The 19,893-nt window shown below is 68.9% G+C and carries 15 protein-coding genes; 11 read left to right on the forward strand and 4 right to left on the reverse strand.

Annotation, left to right across the window (positions count from 1 at the left end; all coding sequences use genetic code 11):
* Positions 1-89: 89 nt before the first annotated feature.
* From BLQ58_RS18225 to BLQ58_RS18235, 3 genes are read right to left on the reverse strand one after another with little or no spacing between them, the layout of a single operon-like run.
* Positions 90-875: a citryl-CoA lyase gene (locus BLQ58_RS18225; protein ID WP_092600858.1), complete on the reverse strand. Its 786-nt coding sequence runs from the start codon at positions 873-875 to the stop codon at positions 90-92.
* Positions 851-2,395, reverse strand: coding sequence for a class I adenylate-forming enzyme family protein (locus tag BLQ58_RS18230; RefSeq protein ID WP_092600860.1), 1,545 nt, complete (start codon positions 2,393-2,395; stop codon positions 851-853). Before BLQ58_RS18230 ends, BLQ58_RS18225 begins: the two co-directional genes overlap by 25 nt.
* A 16-nt stretch (positions 2,396-2,411) precedes the next feature.
* The gene (locus tag BLQ58_RS18235) at positions 2,412-3,434 is read right to left on the reverse strand and encodes a Bug family tripartite tricarboxylate transporter substrate binding protein (RefSeq protein ID WP_092600862.1); all 1,023 of its coding nucleotides are present in this window, start codon (positions 3,432-3,434) and stop codon (positions 2,412-2,414) included.
* A 100-nt stretch (positions 3,435-3,534) separates the two neighbouring features.
* Between BLQ58_RS18235 and BLQ58_RS18240 the strand changes: the two genes are divergently transcribed.
* From BLQ58_RS18240 to BLQ58_RS18290, 11 genes are all read left to right on the forward strand, one after another.
* Positions 3,535-4,341 (forward strand): IclR family transcriptional regulator, encoded by an 807-nt coding sequence (locus tag BLQ58_RS18240; protein WP_092601161.1) that lies wholly within the window; start codon positions 3,535-3,537, stop codon positions 4,339-4,341.
* Positions 4,342-4,502: 161 nt separating this feature from the next.
* On the forward strand, positions 4,503-4,991 hold the full coding sequence (locus BLQ58_RS18245; protein ID WP_092600864.1) for a DUF4381 domain-containing protein: 489 nt from the start codon (positions 4,503-4,505) through the stop codon (positions 4,989-4,991).
* On the forward strand, positions 4,988-6,004 hold the full coding sequence (locus tag BLQ58_RS18250) for a vWA domain-containing protein (protein WP_092600866.1): 1,017 nt from the start codon (positions 4,988-4,990) through the stop codon (positions 6,002-6,004). Before BLQ58_RS18245 ends, BLQ58_RS18250 begins: the two co-directional genes overlap by 4 nt.
* Positions 6,001-7,605: a vWA domain-containing protein gene (locus BLQ58_RS18255; RefSeq protein WP_092600868.1), complete on the forward strand. Its 1,605-nt coding sequence runs from the start codon at positions 6,001-6,003 to the stop codon at positions 7,603-7,605. The genes BLQ58_RS18250 and BLQ58_RS18255 overlap by 4 nt, the downstream gene beginning before the upstream one ends.
* Entirely contained in the window at positions 7,602-8,675 is a 1,074-nt protein-coding gene (locus BLQ58_RS18260) for a BatD family protein (RefSeq protein ID WP_092600870.1), read from the forward strand. Before BLQ58_RS18255 ends, BLQ58_RS18260 begins: the two co-directional genes overlap by 4 nt.
* 115 nt (positions 8,676-8,790) lie before the next feature.
* A complete protein-coding gene (locus BLQ58_RS18265; protein ID WP_092600872.1) occupies positions 8,791-9,987 on the forward strand; it encodes a formylglycine-generating enzyme family protein in 1,197 nt (398 codons plus the stop codon).
* 108 nt (positions 9,988-10,095) lie between these two features.
* Complete coding sequence (locus BLQ58_RS18270; protein WP_254776021.1) at positions 10,096-11,115, forward strand: HAD family hydrolase; 1,020 nt, start codon at positions 10,096-10,098, stop codon at positions 11,113-11,115.
* 56 nt (positions 11,116-11,171) lie between these two features.
* Positions 11,172-12,983, forward strand: coding sequence for an arylsulfatase (locus BLQ58_RS18275; protein ID WP_092600876.1), 1,812 nt, complete (start codon positions 11,172-11,174; stop codon positions 12,981-12,983).
* 137 nt (positions 12,984-13,120) lie between these two features.
* Positions 13,121-15,574, forward strand: a complete 2,454-nt coding sequence (locus BLQ58_RS18280; RefSeq protein ID WP_254776022.1) for a fused MFS/spermidine synthase — start codon at positions 13,121-13,123, stop codon at positions 15,572-15,574.
* A 9-nt stretch (positions 15,575-15,583) separates the two neighbouring features.
* Positions 15,584-16,570 carry an AAA family ATPase gene (locus BLQ58_RS18285; protein ID WP_092600878.1) on the forward strand — a complete coding sequence of 329 codons (987 nt, stop codon included), beginning with the start codon at positions 15,584-15,586 and terminating at the stop codon, positions 16,568-16,570.
* A 43-nt stretch (positions 16,571-16,613) separates the two neighbouring features.
* Positions 16,614-17,612 carry a DUF58 domain-containing protein gene (locus BLQ58_RS18290; protein ID WP_092600880.1) on the forward strand — a complete coding sequence of 333 codons (999 nt, stop codon included), beginning with the start codon at positions 16,614-16,616 and terminating at the stop codon, positions 17,610-17,612.
* Between the two features lie 8 nt (positions 17,613-17,620).
* Here the strand turns inward: BLQ58_RS18290 and BLQ58_RS18295 are convergent, their stop codons facing one another.
* Positions 17,621-19,855, reverse strand: coding sequence for a phosphocholine-specific phospholipase C (locus tag BLQ58_RS18295; RefSeq protein WP_092600882.1), 2,235 nt, complete (start codon positions 19,853-19,855; stop codon positions 17,621-17,623).
* Between the last annotated feature and the right edge of the window lie 38 nt (positions 19,856-19,893).

The raw sequence follows: 19,893 nt of genomic DNA on the forward strand, positions 1-19,893 counted from the left end.
GGCCGGTCCGGCCGCCATCGACCACCATTCCGGCGCGCCGCCACACAGGTGGCCACGTCCGACGCCGGGCAGGCGCCGGCGTCGCCTGCTCAGGCGTGATCGCCGTGCGGTGCGTTGCCCACGTAGGGAATCGCGTCCTCGACCACATCCCAGATATAGCGGCCCGACGGGCTCTGCTGTTCTTCGACGATGTGGGCCACCAGGCCGGCCGCGCGGGAAATCACCGCAAAGCCGCGCATCACGGCCGTCGGTACGCCGATTTCGCCCAACAGGGCGGCCACGGCGCCAGTGGCATTGATCGTGATCGCGCGGCCATAAACCTCGTCCACGGCGGTGGACAGCCGCTTCAGCGCGCCGATATGCGCCCCGTCCAGATCCGCTTCGGCTTCACCCAGTTCCAGCAGCTTGTAGGCGCGCGGGTCTACCGGCTTGTGCAGATGGTGGCCAAAGCCGGGCACGGGCGCCTTGCGCGCCTTGCAGTCGCTGGCAATGGCCAGCGCCTCGGCGTCCGGGTCCTGCGCGGCCAGGATGCGGTCCAGCAGCGCCGAGCAGTTTTCCATGGTGCCGACGAACGAACTGCCCACGGCCAGCAGCCCGGCCGACACCGCGCCCTGCAGGTTCTCGGGGGCGCTCATGTAGATCAGGCGCGTGGCAATTGCGCTGGGCGTCAGGCCGTGCTCCATCAGCACGACCAGCACCATGTCAGCGATGCGGATGTCCACCGGCCGGGGCGTGCGGCCCAGGATCTGCATCAGCATCACCTCGGTGAACGTGGTCTTGCCGAGCAGGTCTTCCACGAGATTGGCGTCGCCATAGTGAAGGCTGGTCAGCGTATGGCTGCAGAGGCGGGTCACCGGCTTGTCTTGTTGGCGCATGCTTGGTCTCCGGATGGCTGTGCGGCCAGGGCATGGTCGCGCACGGTGTTCTTCAGTACCTTGCCCACCGTCGAGCGCGGCAGGCTGGCGTGGAAATGAATCTGCTTGGGCGTCTGCACGGGCCCGAGCCGCTCGCGCACGAACGCGATCAGGTCCGCGGCGGCGGCCTCGCAGCCTTCGCGCAGTTGCACGGCCGCGTGGACGGCCTCGCCCCATTTGTCGTCGGGCACACCGAACACGGCGCATTCATGCACGGCAGGATGCTGGCCCAGGGCGTTTTCCACGTCGATCGGGTAGACGTTGAATCCGCCTGTGATGACCACGTCGCGCAGGCGGTCCTTCAGGTACAGGAACCCGCGCGCGTCGATCAGGCCCCGGTCTCCGGTATGCAGCCAGCCGTCGATGATTGTGGCGGCGGTCAGGTCGGGACGCTTCCAGTAGCCGGTCATGACGAGGTCGCCACGCGCCACCACTTCGCCCACTTCGCCGGCGGGCAGCAGGCGGCCGTCGGGGGCCATGATCGCCACGTCGCTGAACCAGGTCGTGCGGCCCACGGAGGCGAGGTTCCGCTCGTCGTCGAAATCGTCGGGGCCGATCACGGTCAGCAGCTGCGGCGCCTCGGTCTGGCCGTAGGTGGTGGCCACCACGGGACCGAAGAAATCGCGCGCCTGGCGGATCTTTTCCGGCGGCATCGGCGCGCCGCCATAGATCAGCCGGCGCAGGGCGGGGTAATCGGCGCGCGTGGTGCCCGGCAGCGCCATCAGCATGTAGATCAGCGTGGGCGGCATGAAGCAGACCGTGCCGCGCCGGTCGCGGAAGCAGGCGCGTACCGCTTCGGCGCCGCTGCCTTCCATGATCACGTGGCAGCCGCCCTGGGCCAGGATCGGCATTACGTAGGTGGACGTGCCGTGCGTGATCGGCGCGGCCATCACGTAGCGGTCCGCCTCGGTGAAGCCCCACGCGTGGATCTGGTTGACGATATTGGCCAGCCACGCGCGATACGGCTGCATCACCCCCTTTGGCGCGCCGGTGGTGCCGCCGGTGAACTTGATGGCCTGGGTGGCATCGCGGTCCAGATCCAGCACAGGGCGCGCGGCGTCGGCGTGCTGCACGATGGCCGAGGCCAGCGTCAGGCCCCGGCCCGGCGCGTGATCGGTGTAGATGCGCACGCCCGGCGCGCCGTCGAGCAAGGCTTCGCACGCGGCATCGAGCACGATGATGCCGGGCTCGGTGGCATCGATGATGCGCCGCAGTTCCGGCTGCGTGCTCTTGGGATTCAGCGGCACCCAGATCTTGCCGCTGGCCAGCACGGCCAGAAGGGCCACGATGTGCTGGGCCGAGTTGCCGGCGCAGATGCCCACGCAGGTCTGCGGCGCGGGGTCGAGCTTGATGAAGTGCGCGGCCAGCGCGGCCACCTGCGCAGCCAGCTCACGGTAGCGCAGCGCGCCGTCCGGGGCATCGATGGCGATGTTGTCGGGCCAGCGGTCGGCGGCGCGCCAGAACAGGTCGATCGGAAACATGATGCTGTCGGACTCCTTAGTTGACGCGTGCGCCCGATTGCTGCACCACGTCGTGCCAGCGTTTGATCTCGGACATCGCGAAGGTGCGGCATTGTTCGGGCGTGCCCGGTTCGGGCGTGGCCGCCAGGTCGCGCATGCGTTCGCGCACGTCGGCATTGCCGAGCGCTTTGTTCAGCGCGGCGTTGAGGCGGTCCACCACGGGGCGCGGCGTGCCGGCCGGAGCGGAGATGGCGAACCACGACTGCACGTCGAAGCCCGGATAGCCGGATTCGGCCACCGTGGGCACGTCGGGCAGCAGCGGCATGCGCTGCGCGCTGGTCACCGCGATGGCGCGCAGCTTGCCGGACTTCACGTGCGGCAGCGCCGAAGGGGTGTTGTCGAACATCGACTGCACCTGGCCGCCCATGAGGTCGGTCACGGCCGGCGCGCTGCCTTTGTACGGCACGTGCAGCATGTTGGCGCCGCTGCGGGCTCGGAAGATCTCGCCGGACAGATGGATCGACGATCCGCTCCCCGATGACGCGAACGTCACTCCATTTGGCGATGTCCTGGCGAGCTTCACGTAGTCGGCCACGGTCTTGACCGGCAGACCGGGATTGACCACCAGTACGTTGGGAATGCGGGCGATCATGCCGACCAGCTCGAAGTCCTTGGCCGGGTCGTAGCTGAGCTTGTCGTAGAGCGTGGCGTTGATGGTGTTGGCGATGGTGTAGACGTACAGCGTGTAGCCATCCGGCGCGGCCTTGGCCACCACCTCGGCGCCCACGTTGCTGTTGGCGCCGGCGCGGTTTTCCACCACCATCGGCTGGCCCAGCGCCTCGCCCATCTTCTGCGCCACCAGCCGGGCCAGCACGTCCGTGGCGCCGCCGGCGGCGTAGCCGACCACCAGCCGCACCGGGCGGCTCGGGAAGGCGGCGGCGTCGGCCAGCGCGGGCGTGGCACCGCACGCCAGGGCGGCGGCAACCAGGGCGGGAAATAGGGTGGGAAGTAGGGCGACGTGGCGAAGAAGGCGCCTGCGCGCCCGGCTGCGGATGGTCATGATGGCTGTCTCCTGTTATTGGATATCGTGGCCGGCACCCGCTGTCCCGATGCTTCTGCGGCATACTGCGGACTGCTTCCCGGCCAGCGAATTCTTTCCCATGCGTGCTCGTACTGCGAATCAAAACGTCCGCCAGGCGGACGTTCCGGCCCAGACCGCCGAAGAGGGCGCACGGGCGTTGCGGCGCGGCCTGACGCTGCTCGATGCCATCCTTGCCGGCGGCAAGGACGGGCTGCGCGTGGTGGATCTATGCCGCGCCGCGGAGCTGGAGCGGCCGACGGTCTATCGCCTGCTGGCCACGCTGATCGAATGCGGCTATGTGATGCAGCGCGGGCGCTTCCGGTACGTCAAGGGCCCCGCGCTGGAGGCGCTGCCGCAGCGCGGCGAGTCCGCCGACCTGGCCGGGCGCCTCAATCCGGTGCTGGCCCGCATCAGCCAGGCCTGCGGCGACGCAGCATTCGGTATCGTCCGCGACGGGGCGTTGTCGCGCTGTATCGCGCGCCATGTCGGTACGCATCCGGTGCAGGTGCTGGTGATCCAGGTAGGCACGCGACAGCCCCTAGGAGTGGGCGCCGCCGGTCTGGCGCTGCTGTCGGCGTTGCCCGACGGCGCCGTGGACGACGTGATCGCAAACAATGCCGACGCCCTGGTGCAGTACGGTGGCATGACGCCGGACCGCATGCGCATCCTGATCCGCGCCACCCGCGAGCGCGGTTATTCGGTGATCGGCAACCACGCCACGCGGGGTGCGCTGGCGGTGGGCATGGCCGTGGCGGATCGCGATGGCGAACCGGTGGCCGGCATCAGCGTGGCCACCACGCTGGCCCGCATGCCGCGCGAACGCCAGCAGCTGCTGGCGCGCGTGATGCGCGATGCGGTGCGGGACCTGCTGCCAGACGGGCTGTAGGCGCGCGCATGGTGGCGGCAACGGGGCCGCTTGCCGAAATCGCTAAATATCGACGCCAAAAAGTCTGAATTCGGTTTCCGCCGGTCACGGCGTAACCTGCCCGCATGCAGTCGGTCCGGCCCGGCCCGGGATGTTCCGACTGTCACGGGAGGACTCGCACGGTGAACGATCTGGCCGATATCGTCGCGCCGCCCCCGCCATCCTGGTGGCCCCAGACGGCGGGCTGGCTCGTGGTCGGCATCTGCGCGCTGTGCGCGTTGCTGTGGCTGGGCTGGCGGATGTGGCGGCACTGGCGCGCCAATCGCTATCGGCGCGCCGCCATCAAGGAACTGGGACGCCTGCAGGCGAGGCTCGACGCCAATGGCCCGGATCGCGCGCAGGCGCTGCTGGCGCTGGCCGAACTGCTCAAGCGCACCGCGCTGGCCGCGTGGCCGCGCGAGACCGTGGCGGCGCTTTCCGGCACATCGTGGCGCGATTTCCTGCTGGCCCATGCCGGCAAGGCAGCGGATGCCGTGCCACCCCTGGCCATGCTGATCGAAACCGAATACCTGGACCGCGCGGCGCTCGGACGCTGGCCGGCGCAACAGAGCCGCGACACCGTTGCCGCCTGCCGCCGCTGGATCGCAGAACATCAGGCGCCGCCGGCATGATCGCGTTTGCCTATCCATGGCTGTTCGCGCTGCTGCCGCTGCCGTTGCTGGTGTGGTGGCGGGTGCCGCCGTACCGCGAAACCAGCGCCTCGGTGCGGCTGCCGTTCTTTGGCGAGGTGGCCAGCGCGGCCGGACTCCAGCCCGCCGCAGGCGCCCACGTGCCACGACGCAACCTGATGCAGCATCTGCTGGCGCCGCTGGCCTGGGCCCTGGTGGTGACGGCCCTTGCCCGGCCGCAATACCTGGAGCCGCCGGTCTACAAGAGCGAGCCCGTGCGCGACCTGCTGCTGGCGCTGGACCTGTCGCAGTCGATGGACACCCGCGACTTCAAGGACCCTTCCGGCGTGGTTGAAGCGCGCGTGCAGGCCGTACGACAGGTGGTCAGCAATTTCGTGGCCCACCGGCCCGGAGACCGCATCGGCCTGATCGTGTTTGGCGATGCACCCTATCCGCTGGCGCCGTTCACGCTCGACCATGCGCTGGTGCGCACGCTGATCGACGACATGGTGCCCGGCATGGCCGGCGCCAGTACATCGCTGGGCGATGCCATCGGGCTCGGCATCAAGATGTTCGACGGCAGCCACGCCGCCGAAAAGGTGCTGATCCTGCTGACCGACGGCAATGACACGGCCAGCCGCATGCCGCCGGCCCAAGCCGCCGACATCGCCCGCACGCGCGGCGTGGTGGTGCACACGGTGGGCATCGGCGACCCTGCCGCCACGGGCGAGCAGAAGGTAGACCTGCAAACGCTGCAGCGCATTGCCGGCACCACGGGCGGGCGCTACTTCTTCGGCGCGGACCAGACAGCGCTGGCGTCGATCTATGCCACGCTGGACCGCGTGACGCCGCACAAGGAAAAGACGCTGAGCTGGCGCCCGCGCCGCGAACTGTTCATGTGGCCGCTGGGCGCCGCCGTGCTGCTGGTACTGGCGTACCAGGTCGCCATGGCGGTCTACGCATACACCGTGGCACGCGCGGCGGTGCCCGACGGACGCAAGGAGTCCTCGGCATGAGCGACGGGTTCCACGCGCTGGCGCAGTTCCATTTCCTGCGGCCCGCATGGCTGCTTGTGCTGATTGCCGCCGTGTGGCTGCCCTGGGCCGTCCGCCGGCAGAGGGATGTGCGGCGCAGATGGCGAGGGACCATCGCGCCACATCTGCTCGATGCGCTGGTGGTACGCGAAGGCCGCCATCGTCCGGTGCGCCCGGTACACATGACCGCGCTGGCTCTGGCGCTGGGAGCGATTGCGCTGGCCGGTCCCACGTGGGAACGCGAGCGGCCGCCGTTCCTGTCTGACAAGGCGCCGCTGGCCATTGCCGTGGACCTGACGCCCGACATGGACGCGATCGACGTCACGCCGACGCGGCTGGAACGCGCCAAACTCAAGATCAAGGCGCTGCTGGCCCATCGCGACGGCGGGCGCACGGCGCTCTATGCCTACGCCGGCTCCACCCATCCGGTACTGCCGCTGACCGACGACGCGGCGCTGTTGCAGACCTTTGTCGATGCGCTGCAGACGGCCATCATGCCCGTGCCGGGCAAGGATACGGCGCGGGCGGTCCAGACCATCGGCGCAGCGTTGTCGAAGGAGCCGGTGCCCGGCACCATCCTGCTGCTGACCGATGGCGTGGAGCCTGCCGCCACGACCGCCCTGCGGCAGCGCGACCCGCGCACGCAGATCGTCGTGCTGGCCATCGGCACGGCGGCAGGCGGACCTTTGAAGGCGGGGAACGGCGCGGCGCCGGGGCTCGATGCTGCGGCGCTGCACCGGCTGCGCGACACCGGCGTCCCGGTGGCGACGCTGACCTCCGACAGCGACGACGACGTGGCCTGGGTGCAGCGCCACGTCCAGTCGCATGTGGAGCAGGGCAGTGCGCAGGACACGCTGCGCTGGCACGACGCCGGCTGGCCGCTCACGATACCGATTGCCGTGCTGGCGCTGCTCTGGTTCCGCAAGGGCTGGACCATCCGCTGGATGGCCTCGCTGACGCTGGCCGCGCTGGTGGCCGCGCCGCCGGCGGACGTGCGGGCCCAGTCCAGCCCGCCGGCACGCGGCTGGCACTTTGTGGATCTCTGGCTCACCCACGACCAGCAAGGCCGGCGCGCCTTCGCACGTGGCGATTACGCGGCGGCGGCCACGCTGTTCGATGATCCGATGTGGCGCGGCGTGGCGTACTACCGCGCCGGGAAGTTCAACGATGCGGCACGGGCGTTTGAGCAGATCGGCACCCCCGACGCCCAGTACAACCTTGGCAACGCGCTGGCGCGACAGAACAAGTACCCCGAGGCGGCCGCCCGTTACCGGCTGGTACTGCAGCAACGGCCCGGCTGGGCGCCCGCCCAGCGCAACCTGGCGCTGATGCAGCAGGCCATCGAGCGCCAGAAGCAGGCCGAGAAGAACGACAAGGGCGACGAGGAGCCGCCCGACCTGAAGCCCGACAAGATCGAACTTGACCCCAGCAAGCCCCCGCCGCCGCCGGGGGGCGACAGGATGCAGCAGGGGCTGGTGCAGCAGAACGCCGACATGTGGATGCGCGCGATCCAGACCTCGCCCACGATGCTGCTGGCGCGCAAGTTCGCGCTGCAGGCGCAGGCGCCAGAGACCCGGCCATGATGATGCGCTGGCTCGCCGTCTTCCTCCTGATACTGTCCGGCGTGGCGCAGGCCGCCGCGCCCACGGTGCGCGTGCGGGTGCTGGGCCAGCAGCCCGTGGTGGCTGGCCAGTCGGTCCAGATCGAGGTGACGATCCTGGCGCCGAACTTCTTCCTGTCGGCGCCGGCGTTTCCGGCCCTGCAGGTGCCCGGGGCCGTGGTCACGATGCCCGACGAGCGCGGCGTGAACGCCACCGAAACCATCGATGGGGCCAGCTATGCGGGCATCCGCAAGACCTACGTGTTCACGCCGCAGACCGGCGGCGATTTCACGCTGCCGACGCCCGAGATCCATTTCACATGGTCCGGCGACGATGGCAAGCCGCAAGCCGCCACCGTGACGCTGCCGCCCACCACGATCCATGCCGGCGGGCAACGGAACGCAAGCCAGGCCAACGCCGCACCGGCGTCCGCCCCGGCGCCGCTGCTGCCGGCATCGCCCATCCATATCAGCCAGACCTTCGACCAGGCCATCAGCGGCAAGGACGCCCATTTGCGGGCTGGCGATGCATTGGTCCGCACCATCACGATCTTCGCCCCCGGCACGCCCGCGATGATGATCGAGCCGCCGCAACTGGCCGCGCCACGCGGCGTGCGGCAGTTCCGCGCCGATCCGCAACTGCAGGACGGCGTGGCGGCCACTGGGGACGAGCCGGCAGGCGCCACGGGCGGCCGGCGCGTGGAAACGGTGACGTATGTGTTCGAAGGCAGCGGCCATTACACGCTGCCGGCCGTCTCCGTGGCGTGGTACGACCCGGCCACCGGCAAGCGCGCGCAGTCGTCCGCGCCGGCCGTGACCATCGACGTCGCACGTGCGGCGCCGGGGCTGGGCCTTGCGCCCACGGGTGGCGCGCCGATGCGCCTGCCTGCCTGGCTCGACTGGCGGATGGCGGCCGTGCTGGCCGGCGGGGCGCTGGCAGCGGGCTACGCGGCGTGGCGTTGGCGCAGAGGCTGGCGTCCACGCCGACAGGGCACGCACACGGGCAAGACGCGCCGCAGCAATGCATCGCCGCTGCCTCCGCTCAACCCGTAAATAACAAATCATTCACATCGACGTTCCAAAAGTTTGCATTCCGCTCTGGCAGGGACCCCGCCCATACTGGGATGGCTGGATCAGGTGATGGAGTCGTATCGTGCAAGGAGTGTCGATGGGACGGAAGCAGCAGGGCAGGGTCATTGCCACCGCCACGCCGGTGTGGCGCCAACGCGTGTGGCTGGCGGCGCTTGCACTGGGCATGGTCGTGGCGGGCGCGGGCGGCACGTGGTGGTATCACGCGAAGGACGCGCGCGCCCATGCCCCCGTCTTCCGCGTGGGCGATGGGGTGAACGGTCCGCGCGGCATGGTCCATGTGCCCGGCGGCGACTTCCAGATGGGCAGCGATCACAAGATGGCGCAGCCCAATGAACGGCCGGCGCACAAGGTCCACGTCAACGGCTTCTGGATGGACCAGCACCACGTCACCAATGCCGAGTTTCGCAAGTTCGTCGAGGCGACGGGCTACCGGACGACCGCCGAACGCGCGCCCGACTGGGAAACGATGAAGGTGCAGCTGCCGCCCGGCACGCCGCGCCCGCCCGATAGCGCGATGGTGGCCGGCGCCATGGTCTTCGTCGGCACCAACAGCCCGGTACCGCTGCGCGAGTACTGGCGCTGGTGGCGTTTTGTGCCCGGCGCCGACTGGAAGCATCCGAACGGCCCCGGCAGCCATATCGACGGCAAGGACAACCACCCCGTGGTGCAGGTTTCGTACGAGGACGTACAGGCCTACGCGCGCTGGGTGGGCAAGCGCCTGCCGACCGAGGCCGAGTGGGAATTTGCGGCGCGCGGCGGGCTGGAACAGTCCACTTATGCCTGGGGCGACCAGTTCGCTCCCGATGGCCGCCAGATGGCCAACGTCTGGCAAGGCCAGCAGGTGCAGCCATTTCCGGTGGTCAGCGCCAAGGCGGGCGGCGCGGCGGGCACCAGCCCGGTGGGCACCTTTCCGGCCAACGGCTACGGCCTCTACGACATGACCGGTAATGCGTGGCAATGGGTGGCCGACTGGTATCGGGCCGACCAGTTCCGCCGCGAAGCCCGCGTGACGACGGCCGTGCTGCAGAACCCTGGCGGGCCCTCCGATTCGTGGGATCCGAGCGAACCGGGCGTGCCGGTGTCCGCGCCAAAGCGCGTCACGCGCGGCGGGTCGTTCCTGTGCAACGAGGACTTCTGCCTGAGCTATCGGCCCAGCGCGCGGCGCGGCACAGATCCATACACGAGCATGTCGCACCTGGGCTTCCGGCTGGTCATGGATGACGGCACCTGGGCCGAAGCACGGCGACAGCCCGCACTGGCGGCGCGGCCGTAGGCCCTATCCGTCCGGACAATCGAGGAGGAACGCACAATGCCATTTGCCTTGGCAGAAAGCTGTCGGCTTGCTCACCGTGCGGCGTCCGGCCTGACGACGCTGGCGGCCATGGCCGTGCTGGTAGCGGCTCTTGGCGGGTGCGCGTCGGCACCCGCCGCCGACACCGCCGCTGGCGCGCAGCCGGCGGGCGCGGCCAATGTGGCAGGCGCGGCGGCATTGCCGTCGTGGCGGGATGGCGCGGCGCGCCAGACCATCGTCCGCTTCGTGGAGGCGGTTACCCGGCCGGGCACGCCGCAGTACGTGCCGCCTACCGAACGCATTGCCGTCTTCGATAACGATGGCACGCTGTGGAGCGAGCAGCCGCTGTACTTCCAGTTCTTCTTCCTGCTCGACCAGATTCGCGCCGCCGCGCCGCAGCATCCCGAATGGAATAGCAATCCGGCCTTCAAGGCACTGATGGCGAACGACATGGCCGGGCTGATGCGCGAGGAAAAGCGCCTGCTGCCGCTGATCGCCCAGGCCAACAGCGGGATGACGGTGGACGAGTACGACCGCACGATCCGTGCGTGGCTCGACACCGCGCGGCACCCGAAATTCAACCGGCCCTATACAGACCTGGTGTTCCAGCCGCAGATCGAGCTGCTGAACTACCTGCGGGCCAATGGCTTCAAGACGTTCATCGTGTCGGGCGGCACCATCGAGTTCATGCGGCCGTGGTCCGAGCGCGTGTACGGCATTCCGCCCGAGCAGGTGGTGGGGTCCACGCAGACGGTGACATACGAGCTGCGCAATGGCCAGCCCACGCTGGTGCGCGGCCCCAAGCTCGAATTCATCAATGACGGCGCCGGCAAGCCCGTGGGCATCTATCGGCAGATTGGCCGGCGGCCCATCCTGGCCGTCGGCAATTCCGACGGCGATCTGCAGATGCTGCAGTACACGATGGCCGGCACCGGCCAGCGGCTGGCCGTGCTGGTGCACCACGACGACGCCGAGCGCGAATTCGCCTACGACCGCAAGTCGGGGGTCGGCAAGCTGGACAAGGCGCTGGACGAAGCCGTCACGCGCGGTTGGACGGTGATCAGCATGAAGCAGGACTGGGCGCGTGTTTATCCGGCATCCCAGCCTTGATCCTGTCGATTTCCAGAATCTCCTTACGCCCTGAACCAAACCAGAGGGAGCTATCGATGAGACCAGAAGCGGGAACGCGTCTGACAAGGCTGGCCACCAGCGCGGCGATTGTCGCCATCCTGGCCGTGGCTGGCTGCAAGAAGGCCGACGAGAACAAGGCGGCGCCTGGCGCTGCATCGGCACCGGCCGCCCAGGTGCCGGCCGCGCCGCCGCCTGTGGCCACCACGCCCACCCCGCCGGTGGCCTCGGCACCGGATGCCACCGGCGCGTCGCCGGTGGTGGCGGCGCCGGCCAGCGGCACGGTGGCGCAGGGCAGCCGCGGGGGCAAGCCGAACATCCTCGTGATCTTTGGCGATGACGTGGGCCTGGGCAATGTCAGTGCGTTCAGCCACGGCGTGGTGGGCTACAAGACGCCGAACATCGACCGCATTGCCCGCGAGGGCATGATGATGACCGACTACTATGCCGAAAACAGCTGCACGGCCGGGCGGTCGACGTTTATCACGGGGCAGTCGGTATTCCGCACCGGGCTGTCGAAAGTGGGCCTGCCTGGCGCGCCAGTGGGCCTGCAGGACCGCGACATCACGATCGCCCAGGCGCTCAAGCCGCTGGGCTATGCCACGGCGCAGTTCGGCAAGAACCACCTGGGCGACCAGGACCGCTTCCTGCCCACCAAGCACGGATTCGACGAATTCTTCGGCAACCTGTACCACCTGAATGCCGAGGAAGAACCCGAGCGCCCGTACTGGCCGAAGGACAATCCCGACTTCCTCAAGTTCTACAACCCGCGCGGCGTGCTGCACAGCACGGCGGACGGCAAGATCGAGGACACTGGCCCGCTGAACCGCAAGCGCATGGAAACGATCGACGACGAAACCACGGGGGCGGCCGTCAACTACATCCAGAAGCAGGCGCAGGCCAAGCAGCCGTTCTTCGTCTGGATGAACTTCACGCGCATGCACCTGTTCACCCACGTGCGCCCCGAATACGAGGGCAAGGCCGGGCTCGGCAAGGGCCACGAGTATGCGGACGGCATGTGGGAGATGGACCAGAACGTGGGCAAGCTGCTCAAGGTGCTGGACGACACGGGCATCACCAATGACACGCTCGTGATCTTCACCACCGACAACGGGCCCAACTTCTTCACCTGGCCCGATGCGGCAAACACGCCATTCCGCAGCGAAAAGGACTCGAACTGGGAAGGTGCGTTCCGCGTGCCGGCGATGGTGCGATGGCCGGGGAGGATCCAGCCCGGATCCGTGACGAACGGCCTGATGTCCGGCCTCGACTGGTTCCCGACGCTGCTGGCGGCGGCTGGCGACGGCGACGTCAAGGACCGGCTGCTGAAGGGCACGAGCCTGGGCGGCAAGAACGCCAAGGTGCATCTGGACGGCTACAACCAGTTGCCGATGCTCACGGGCCAGACCGACAAGAGCGCGCGTAACGAGTTCTACTACTTCAATGACGATGCCGAACTGGTGGCCATGCGGTATGACGTAATGACCCAGGGCGCGACGCAGCCCACCGCGTGGAAGATCGTGTTCTGCGAGCAGCGTCAGAACGGGTCGTTCATGGTGTGGAAGGAGCCGTTCACGTGCCTGCGTGCGCCCAAGTATTTCAACCTGCGCATGGACCCGTACGAACGCGCCGACACGGGGCCGACCAACCGGTACTTCGACCTGGAGACGCAGAACCCGTACCTGTTTATCGAGGGTAACCGCCGGGCGATCAACTTCCTGCAGACCTTCGTCGATTACCCGCCGAGCCAGTTGCCGGCCAGCTTCACGATCGACCAGGCCAGCGAGAAGATCAAGCGCCAGGTGGCCGACCAGATGGCCAAGGTCCAGCAACCGCAGCAGAAGAAGTGACGGCAGCCCATCCCAAGCTGGAGCCCGGCGTGAAGCGTCAACGCGTCTCACGCCGGCCGTCGGCCTCCGCCTCCGCAGTAACGGCGGCGGGGGCGCAGGCGCGCCGCGGCACTGCCGGACTCCGGCAGGCCGCGGCCTTGCTGTGTCTGTCCGGCGTGGCCGGCCTTGTCTATCAGGTGCTGTGGATCAAGCAGTTGTCGCTGGTGGTGGGCGTGGACGTACATGCGGTCACCATCGGCGTAAGCGCATTCTTTGGCGGACTGGCGCTGGGCGGCTGGGCGGTGGGCCGGCTGGCGGACCGTACGGCATCGGCCTGGCGTCTCTACCTGTGGCTTGAACTGGCCATCGCCGTGCTCGGCATTGCCGCGACGCTGGCGTTGGCCCGTTCCGCCGCGCCGTTCGCGTGGCTGGAATTGCGGACGGGTGCCGCAGCATGGGTGCTACCGCTGGCACTGGTCGGGCTGCCAGCCATCGCCATGGGCGGCACATTGCCCGCGCTGATGCGTGCGTTGCGCGGCGACGGTGTGGCACTGGGGGCCAATGGCGGGCGGCTCTACGCGGCCAATACCGCTGGCGCCATCGGCGGCACGCTGCTCGCTGCCTTTGTCCTGATTCCGCTGCTGGGCATGACGGGCAGCGCACTGGCGGCGGCCGCGCTCAACGGGCTGGCCGCGCTGGGGGCCTGGTGGTTCGGCCCCTCCTTGACCGATCCTGCCGATGTACCGGCCGCACCGGCGAACGCCCCACGCGCAGCGGGACAGCGCGTGCTGGCGTTGACGCTGTACGCGCTGGCTGGCGCCATTGCGCTGGGCTACGAAGTGGTCTGGTCGCAGGCCATCGTCCAGTTCCTGAGCACGCGAGCATTTGCCTTTGCCGTGATGCTGGCAACCTACCTGGCCGGCCTGATGATCGGCAGCCTTGTCGTGGCCCGCCGCGTGGACCGCGCGAAAGACCCGTGGGGCGTGTTCGCGCTGCTGGTCGTGGGTGCCGGGCTGGTGGCGCTGGTTGAGTTCGCTTGGCTGGGCGAATGGCTGCCCGCCGCGCAGCAGATGGTGTCGCAACGCGTGCTGGGCGCCACCAGCAACCTGCTGGTGGCCACCTGTGCCAGCTTCGCCGTGGCGGCGCTTTGCATCGTGTTCGTGCCGACACTGCTGCTGGGGGCCGCCTTCCCGTACGTGGTCCGCCTGTCCGTCGATCCTTCGCGCACCGGGTCGGGCGTGGGTGCCGTACTGGCGCTGAATACACTCGGCGGCATCGCGGGGTCGGTGCTGGCCGGCGTCTGGCTGGTGCCGACGCTGGGCGTGATCCATACGCTCGGCGTGCTCGCCTCCGCCAGTGGGCTGGTGGCCGTTCTCGCGGTGGCCTTCGGCGACGGCACCGGACGCCGCGCCCGCCTTGCCATCCCGCTGCTGGCCGTCGTCACATTGATCGTTGCCGTGGCCACGCCCGCTGACCGGCTCGCCGCGCTGCTGGCCCGGACGCGCGGCGGCGATCTGGTGTTCTACGAAGAAAGCCGGGGCGCCACCGTGGCCGTGGTGGAGCAGGGCCGCGCCGCGCAGCGATTTCATCGACTCTACATCCAGGGCGTCTCGAATTCGGGCGACACGATGACGTCGCTGCGCTACATGCGCCTGCAGGCGTTGCTGCCGCTGATCGTCCACAACGGCACGCCCCGCGCATCGCTGGTGATCGGCCTGGGCACCGGCATCACGGCCGGCGCCACGCTGCAGTACCCGGGGCTTGAGCGGCGCGTAGTGGCGGAACTGCTGCCCGCCGTGGTGCGTGCGGTGCCCGAGTTCCAGGGCAATTTCGATGTCAGCCGCAGCCCGCAGGTCGATATCCGCCTGCGCGATGGCCGCCGCGAACTGCTGCAGAGCGAGCAACGCTACGACCTGATTACGCTGGAGCCGCCGCCCCCGTCGGCCAGCGGCGTGGTCAATCTGTATTCGCGCGAGTTCTACCGTTTGGCCGCCGCGCGGCTGCAAACAGGGGGCATCGTGGCCCAGTGGCTGCCGCTGCCGACGCAGAATCGCGACGACACCCGGTCGCTGGTACGGAGCTTTCTCGACGTCTTCCCGCATGCCACGCTGTGGACGACCGAACTGCACGAAATGCTGCTGGTGGGATCGCTGCAGCCGATGACGCTGGATGCGGCCGCCATCGCGTCGCGCTTTGACCAGCCCCAGGTGTCGGCGGCGCTGCGGGCGGTGGGCATCGCGTCACCGGCCGCGCTGCTGGCCACCTATGTCACCGATCGTGCCGGACTGGACTGGTTTGCGGGCGATGCGCCAGCCGTGACCGACGACCGGCCGCGAATCGAGTACGCCGGGTGGGTGCGGCGGCAGGACTTTCCGCCGGTGCTGCGCGAACTGCTTGACCTGAGCGCCGATCCGCCGCTGAAGGGCGCCAGCGACGCGCTGTACCAGGACATCCGCCGCGAACGCGCCACGCTGCATACGTTCTACGCGGCGGGGCTCGATGCCTATCGCGGCGACCGGGCGCAATGGGCGCGCGATATCGACACGGTGATGCGCGCGGACCCCGACAACCCCTACTACAACTGGTTCACGGGCGGACGCCCGGTTCACTAGGAGACCACGATGAGTGCGCGCGACGACATCCTGCAGCTTCAGGCGCGCATGGGCGAGTCGATCGTTGGCCAGGCACGCATGATCGAGCGGCTGCTGCTGGGCCTGCTGGCCAACGGCCACCTGCTCGTGGAAGGGCTGCCGGGGCTGGCCAAGACGCGGGCGATCAAGAGCCTGGCCCGGCATCTGGACGCCCGGCTGTCGCGCGTGCAGTTCACGCCCGACCTGCTGCCTGCCGATATCACCGGCTCCGATATCTACGTCACCGACGGCGGCAACGGCGAATTCCGTTTCCAGCCCGGGCCGCTGTTTGCGAATCTGGTGCTGGCCGACGAGGTAAACCGGTCGCCCGCCAAGGTGCAGGCGGCGCTGCTGGAGGCCATGGAGGAACGGCAGGTGACCGTCGGCGGCAAAACGCATCGGCTCGAACCGCTGTTCCTGGTGATGGCCACGCAGAACCCGATCGAGCAGGAAGGCACCTATCCGCTGCCCGAGGCGCAGATGGACCGCTTTCTGATGCACGTGAGCGTCGGCTACCCGCAGGCCGATGCCGAGGCCGAGATCATCCGGCTGGCCCGGGCCGAAGAGGACGACGGTGGGGCTGCAAATCCGCACGGGTCGCAGGCGGGCGAACAGCGCCTGTCTCCCGACGCCATCTTTGCCGCCCGGCAGGCCATTCACCGGGTGACGGTCAGCGAGCCGGTGGAACGCTACATCGTTACGCTGGTACAGGCCACGCGGGATGCGGGGCGATTCGACGACGACCTGAAGCGGTGGATCCAGGTCGGGGTGAGTCCGCGAGGATCGATCGGGCTCGACAAGGTGGCCCGCGCCATCGCGTGGCTGCGTGGCCGCGACCACGTGACCCCCGACGACGTGCAGGCGGTGGTACACGACGTGTTCCGCCATCGGCTGATCCTGTCGTACGAAGCCCACGCCGCAGCCGTGGCCGCCGACGCCGTGATTGACCGGCTGCTCGAACGCGTGGCGGTGGCCTGACCGCGCCGCAGCGCCATTACACACCCGCACCAACCAACGCGCCATGACCCGCGACATCGCCGCGCGCGCCCGCGCCCAGGCCAGCACCAGCGCCACGCCGTCGGCCTCGCAGGCCGTGCCCGGCGTCAGCGTGGACCTTGCCGCGCTGGCCGCCATGGAAGCCAGCGTACGCGACTTCCATTTCCGCACGCGGCAGCCCGTGCACAGCCTGCTATCGGGGCGGCACGGGTCGCGCGTGCATGGTCGGGGCCTGGCCTTCGAGGAACTGCGCCTGTACCTGCCCGGCGACGATGTCCGGACGATGGACTGGCGCGTCACGGCCCGTACCGGCAAGCCGCACGTGCGTCTGTATGCCGAGGAAAAGGAGCGGCCGGTGCTGCTGGTGGTGGATCAGCGCATGAACATGTTCTTCGGCAGCCGGCGGGCCATGAAATCGGTGACCGCGGCCGAGGCGGCGGCCCTGGCCGCGTGGCGGGTGCTGGCCGATGGCGACCGTGTGGGTGGCGTGATATTCGGGGATGCCGACCAGACCAGCATGGCGCCGCAGCGCGGCCGCAACGGCGTGCTGCATCTGCTGGGCGACCTGGCCCGGCACAACCAGCGGCTACGCGCCGATGCCCGGGCGCAGCGCGGCGCCGCCAAGCTGAATGGCGCGCTGGAACGGGCGCTGCGGCTGGCCCACCACGACCACCTGGTCATTGTGATCAGCGATTTCGATGGCGGCGACGACCAGACGCGGCACCTGATGCTGGCGCTGCGTGGCCGCAACGACGTGCTGTCCGTGCTGGTCTACGACCCGTTCCTGCTGGAGCTGCCGGCGTCGGGACAACTGGTGGTCAGCGACGGCGAGTTGCAGGTGGAACTGGGGTTCGGCCACGAGGCGCTACGGCGCAACGTGCGCAGCTTTGCCGATGGCCACAGCGCCACGCTGATGGACTGGCACAAGGCCATCGGCGTGCCGCTGCTGCCGTTGTCGGCGGCCGAGGACACTGCCGCCCAGTTGCGCAGGCTGCTGGGGCGGGCGGCGTCCGGCGCGCCGTAGGGCGGGGTTCAGCCTTCGCCCATCGCCGGGTCGCTGACGGTGTGCCTGCCCGTTTCCACGCGACCGGCAAAGCGTCGGTAGTACGCGGGGTCACTGCTGCACGTGACCGCGAAGTCGTACCACTGCCCGCTATCCTGCAGCTTCCAGTCGAGCGTGGAGGTGGCATTGGCCCCGACGGTGGCCTGCCACGGGCCGTCGGTACGGTAAGCCAGCGGCGTTACCGTGAACGTGCAGGCCTGGGCGCCCTTGTTGATCAGGTCCACGAAGACGTTGCCGTTGGCGATGTCGTAGCAGACGCGGATCTCGGGCGACGCGGCGGCGGCGCCCAGCCGGTTCAGGTCGCCCTTGAAATGGCGGTGGTAGCCGTTCGGGCCGAGCACCCAGAGGTCGTACTTGCCAAAGTTGTCGAGCGCCGCGTCCCAGGCGTCGATCAGTGTCTTGCCGGCTTCCACCATGTAGCGGCGCGGCACGCGGTCTAGCTTGTAGACGTCATAGACGTGGAACACAGCCGCCTGCGCGCCGGTGTTGGCGAAGATCAGTTCGACCTGGCCGCCGTTGTAGCAGCGTGCGCTGGTGTGCAGCTCGTAGGGCAGGGCACGCGACGGGCGGGTGCCCGGCGCCTGCAGCGGCAGCAGCATGTCGCGCGGCACCGGCACGGCAGGCAGGGCCTGCTGCGCCGCGCGCAACTGGTCGGCGGCGGTACGCGTGGAGCGGCCCGACAGCGTCGGCAAGGCCTCGGCGTTCGGCGTCGAGAAGTTGAAGGCGCTGGTCAGGTCGCCACAGACGGCGCGGCGGAACGGGCTGATATTGGGTTCCCGGACACCGAACCGGGCTTCCAGGAAACGCAGCACCGACGTATGGTCGAACACCTGCGAATTGACCCAGCCGCCTCGGCTCCACGGCGAAATCACGTACAGCGGCACGCGCGGACCCGGGCCGTAGACGCGGCCGTCCGGCGCGGGCTGGCCGGTGCTGCCGGCAGGCGCGCCGTGCGTGAAATACTCGGCCTTCAGGTCGGCTTCGGTCAGCGTGGTCTTGCCGGCGTAGCTCTTGTCCGGGTTCAGCGACGGCGCGGACGGCGACGGCACGTGGTCGAAGTAGCCGTCGTTCTCGTCGAAGTTGACCAGCAGGACGGTCTTGCTCCAGACCTCCGGGTTGGCGGTCAGCGCGTCGAGCACTTCCTGCAGGAACCACGCGCCCTGCACCGGGCTGGACGGGCCGGGGTGTTCGCAATAGATCGACGGGGCATTGACCCACGACACCTGCGGCAGCGTGCCGTTCGCAACATCGCGGCGGAAGGCATCGAGGTACTGCTCGGGCTGCGTGCCGGGCAGCGTGTTGGCCACGCCCTTGTAGAGCGGATTGGCCGCGTTGTCGGTGGCGGCGTCATACGCCTTGTACGGCACGGCCTGCCCGGTGTTGGTGTAGGGCACGCCCGGTGCGCCGCCGCTGGACACCGGAAAGCCCGAGTTCAGGTTGGCGCGGCGGAACGACTGGAACGCGCCGAGCATGTTGTCGCCCCATTCGTCGGGCATGTTCTGGTAGCTGATCCAGCTCACGCCGGCCTCTTCCAGGCGCTCGGCATAGGTCTTCCACGTGTAGCCCTTGGTGGCATCGGCCGCGACGCCGTTGATGGCATCCCATTCGTTGTTCACGAACGCCACGTTCTGCGGCATCGCACCATTGGTGCCCGTCATGTGGAACGACCGGTTGGCGTCGGTGCCGGTGTGCATCGCGCAATGGTAGGCATCGCAGATCGTAAACGCATTGGCCAGCGCGAACTGGAACGGCAGTTCCTTCTGCTTGAAATAGCCCATCGACGTGTCGGTCTTGGCCACCGGCCAACGCGACATGCGGCCGTTGTCCCACGCCTGCTGGCTGTCGGCCCAGGCGTGCGGGGTGCCGGACACGCGCTGGGCGTTGTTGGCCGTGCCATCGAGGTGATACGGCGTGATCACCGTGCCGTTGGCGCGCTCCTGCTGCCAGACCTTGCGGCCGTTCGGCATCGGGATCGTCATGCGGTCGCCAAAGCCGCGTACACCGCTGAGCGTGCCGAAGTAGTGGTCGAACGAGCGGTTTTCCTGCATCAGGATGACCACGTGCTGAACGTCCATGATCGTGCCGGTGACGTTGCTGGCCGGAATGGCCAGCGCGCGGCGGATGCTGGGCGGGAAGGCGGCGAGGGCTGCGGCCGAAAAGGCGGCGCCTGCGCTCGTCTGCAGGAATTTGCGGCGGGAGTTCATGTTCTTGCTGTACGAGGAAGAGAAGGGCGGTGCGTGCG

This window comes from Ralstonia sp. 25mfcol4.1 (genome assembly GCF_900104095.1).
Classification (GTDB): Bacteria; Pseudomonadota; Gammaproteobacteria; order Burkholderiales; family Burkholderiaceae; genus Cupriavidus.

Bases quoted from the DNA above. Each gene is read 5' to 3' on its own strand.
- BLQ58_RS18225 (WP_092600858.1), bottom strand. From the start codon at position 875: ATGCGCCAACAAGACAAGCCGGTGACCCGCCTCTGCAGCCATACGCTG.
- BLQ58_RS18230 (WP_092600860.1), bottom strand. From the start codon at position 2,395: ATGTTTCCGATCGACCTGTTCTGGCGCGCCGCCGACCGCTGGCCCGAC.
- BLQ58_RS18235 (WP_092600862.1), bottom strand. From the start codon at position 3,434: ATGACCATCCGCAGCCGGGCGCGCAGGCGCCTTCTTCGCCACGTCGCC.
- BLQ58_RS18240 (WP_092601161.1), top strand. From the start codon at position 3,535: ATGCGTGCTCGTACTGCGAATCAAAACGTCCGCCAGGCGGACGTTCCG.
- BLQ58_RS18250 (WP_092600866.1), top strand. From the start codon at position 4,988: ATGATCGCGTTTGCCTATCCATGGCTGTTCGCGCTGCTGCCGCTGCCG.
- BLQ58_RS18255 (WP_092600868.1), top strand. From the start codon at position 6,001: ATGAGCGACGGGTTCCACGCGCTGGCGCAGTTCCATTTCCTGCGGCCC.
- BLQ58_RS18260 (WP_092600870.1), top strand. From the start codon at position 7,602: ATGATGATGCGCTGGCTCGCCGTCTTCCTCCTGATACTGTCCGGCGTG.
- BLQ58_RS18265 (WP_092600872.1), top strand. From the start codon at position 8,791: ATGGGACGGAAGCAGCAGGGCAGGGTCATTGCCACCGCCACGCCGGTG.
- BLQ58_RS18270 (WP_254776021.1), top strand. From the start codon at position 10,096: ATGGCCGTGCTGGTAGCGGCTCTTGGCGGGTGCGCGTCGGCACCCGCC.
- BLQ58_RS18275 (WP_092600876.1), top strand. From the start codon at position 11,172: ATGAGACCAGAAGCGGGAACGCGTCTGACAAGGCTGGCCACCAGCGCG.
- BLQ58_RS18285 (WP_092600878.1), top strand. From the start codon at position 15,584: ATGAGTGCGCGCGACGACATCCTGCAGCTTCAGGCGCGCATGGGCGAG.
- BLQ58_RS18290 (WP_092600880.1), top strand. From the start codon at position 16,614: ATGACCCGCGACATCGCCGCGCGCGCCCGCGCCCAGGCCAGCACCAGC.
- BLQ58_RS18295 (WP_092600882.1), bottom strand. From the start codon at position 19,855: ATGAACTCCCGCCGCAAATTCCTGCAGACGAGCGCAGGCGCCGCCTTT.